Source organism: Citreimonas salinaria, assembly GCF_900107235.1.
GTDB classification, from domain to species: domain Bacteria; phylum Pseudomonadota; class Alphaproteobacteria; order Rhodobacterales; family Rhodobacteraceae; genus Citreimonas; species Citreimonas salinaria.
Window position 1 is genome coordinate 3842 of record NZ_FNPF01000042.1, and the last position, 2625, is coordinate 6466.

1 tRNA gene, 1 rRNA gene and 1 other annotated feature (1 of these 3 running past the window's edge) are annotated in these 2625 nt (G+C 56.0%); both genes read left to right on the forward strand.

Annotated features, from left to right (window positions below):
* Positions 1 to 2268 (forward strand) — a sequence feature (mutual gap in cmsearch alignment for this rRNA model is longer than 100) (it extends 1292 nt beyond the left edge of the window).
* A gap of 109 nt (positions 2269 to 2377) precedes the next feature.
* A 5S ribosomal RNA gene (rrf, locus tag BLW27_RS20220) occupies positions 2378 to 2492 on the forward strand.
* Between the two features lie 45 nt (positions 2493 to 2537).
* Positions 2538 to 2614 (forward strand) — tRNA-Met (locus tag BLW27_RS20225).
* Positions 2615 to 2625: the final 11 nt, after the last annotated feature.

Genomic DNA, 2625 nt, shown 5'->3' on the forward strand with positions numbered 1-2625 from the left:
CGGGGGTGACGGCGTACCTTTTGTATAATGGGTCATCGACTTGGTCTATCTAGCAAGCTTAAGCCGTTAGGTGTAGGCGCAGCGAAAGCGAGTCTTAATAGGGCGCATGAGTTAGATGGATCAGACCCGAAACCGAGTGATCTAGGCATGGCCAGGTTGAAGGTTGGGTAACACCAACTGGAGGACCGAACCCACATCCGTTGAAAAGGATCGGGATGAGCTGTGCCTAGGGGTGAAAGGCCAATCAAACTCGGAGATAGCTGGTTCTCCGCGAAATCTATTTAGGTAGAGCGTCATCCGAATACCCCGGGGGGTAGAGCACTGGATGGGTAATGGGGCCCCACAGGCTTACTGATCCTAACCAAACTCCGAATACCCGGGAGTACTAGATGGCAGACACACGGCGGATGCTAACGTCCGTCGTGAAGAGGGAAACAACCCTGACCTCCAGCTAAGGCCCCCAATTCGTGGCTAAGTGGGAAAGCAGGTGGGACGACCAAAACAACCAGGAGGTTGGCTTAGAAGCAGCCATCCTTTAAAGATAGCGTAACAGCTCACTGGTCTAATCAAGTTGTCCTGCGGCGAAGATGTAACGGGGCTCAAGCCACGAGCCGAAGCTGAGGATGCGCATAGCGCATGGTAGCGGAGCGTAGTGTGACATAGCTCACTGTCTCCTTAGCGGGTGCCGTTCTCCGGAACGGTCCGCCTTGGAGACAAGGAGCTTTCTGTGAAGCCGGCCTGTGAGGGATCCGGTGGAGAGATCACTAGCGAGAATGATGACATGAGTAGCGACAAAGAGTGTGAGAGACACTCTCGCCGAAAGTCCAAGGGTTCCTGCTTAAAGCTAATCTGAGCAGGGTGAGCCGGCCCCTAAGGCGAGGCCGAAAGGCGTAGTCGATGGGAACCAGGTTAATATTCCTGGGCCGTGTGGTGGTGACGGATCGTGGCGACGCATGTTCCTTATCGGATTGGAGCATGTTCAAGACGGTTCCTGGAAATAGCCCCACTGTAAGACCGTACCCTAAACCGACACAGGTGGACTGGTAGAGCATACCAAGGCGCTTGAGAGAACGATGTTGAAGGAACTCGGCAAAATACCTCCGTAAGTTCGCGAGAAGGAGGCCCGGCGTATGATCGCCGGGGGCACAAACCAGGGGGTGGCGACTGTTTACTAAAAACACAGGGCTCTGCGAAGTCGCAAGACGACGTATAGGGTCTGACGCCTGCCCGGTGCCTGAAGGTTAAAAGGAGGGGTGCAAGCTCCGAATTGAAGCCCAGGTAAACGGCGGCCGTAACTATAACGGTCCTAAGGTAGCGAAATTCCTTGTCGGGTAAGTTCCGACCTGCACGAATGGCGTAACGACTTCCCCGCTGTCTCCAACATCGACTCAGCGAAATTGAATTGCCGGTCAAGATGCCGGCTACCCGCGGTTAGACGGAAAGACCCCGTGCACCTTCACTACAGCTTCGCACTGGCATCAGGCACAACATGTGCAGGATAGGTGGTAGGCTTCGAAGCAGGGACGCCAGTTCCTGTGGAGCCTCCCTTGAGATACCACCCTTGTTCTGCTTGATGTCTAACCGCGGTCCGTCATCCGGATCCGGGACCCTGCGTGGCGGGTAGTTTGACTGGGGCGGTCGCCTCCTAAAGCGTAACGGAGGCGCGCGAAGGTTGGCTCAGAGCGGTCGGAAATCGCTCGTTGAGTGCAATGGCAGAAGCCAGCCTGACTGCAAGACTGACAAGTCGAGCAGAGACGAAAGTCGGCCATAGTGATCCGGTGGTCCCAAGTGGGAGGGCCATCGCTCAACGGATAAAAGGTACGCCGGGGATAACAGGCTGATACTGCCCAAGAGTCCATATCGACGGCAGTGTTTGGCACCTCGATGTCGGCTCATCTCATCCTGGGGCTGGAGCAGGTCCCAAGGGTATGGCTGTTCGCCATTTAAAGAGGTACGTGAGCTGGGTTTAGAACGTCGTGAGACAGTTCGGTCCCTATCTGCCGTGGGTGTAGGATACTTGAGAGGAGTTGCCCCTAGTACGAGAGGACCGGGGTGAACGATCCACTGGTGGACCAGTTGTCATGCCAATGGCAGTGCTGGGTAGCTATGATCGGACAGGATAACCGCTGAAGGCATCTAAGCGGGAAGCCCCCCTCAAAACAAGGTATCCCTGAGGGCCGTGGTAGACCACCACGTCGATAGGCCGGAGGTGCAAGCGCGGCAACGCGTTCAGCTGACCGGTACTAATGGCCCGACAGGCTTGATCTGAACCAGTAACAGCAAGGCAGTTACCGGATACCAGACAGCATGCATCCCTACGAAGCTTGAAAAGCCGCGCACACGCGCGGCCCTTGGACAACACGTGTTTCTTTCCCGGTCTGGTGGCCATAGCACGAGCAAAACACCCGGCTCCATTCCGAACCCGGCCGTTAAGTGCCGTCGCGCCGATGGTACTGCGTCTCAAGACGTGGGAGAGTAGGTCGCCGCCAGACCTGGAAAGAAACACCAGTATCTCTCGAACGATGACAAAACCCTGTCGCGGGATGGAGCAGTCCGGTAGCTCGTCAGGCTCATAACCTGAAGGTCGTAGGTTCAAATCCTACTCCCGCAACCAACTTTAGCGAA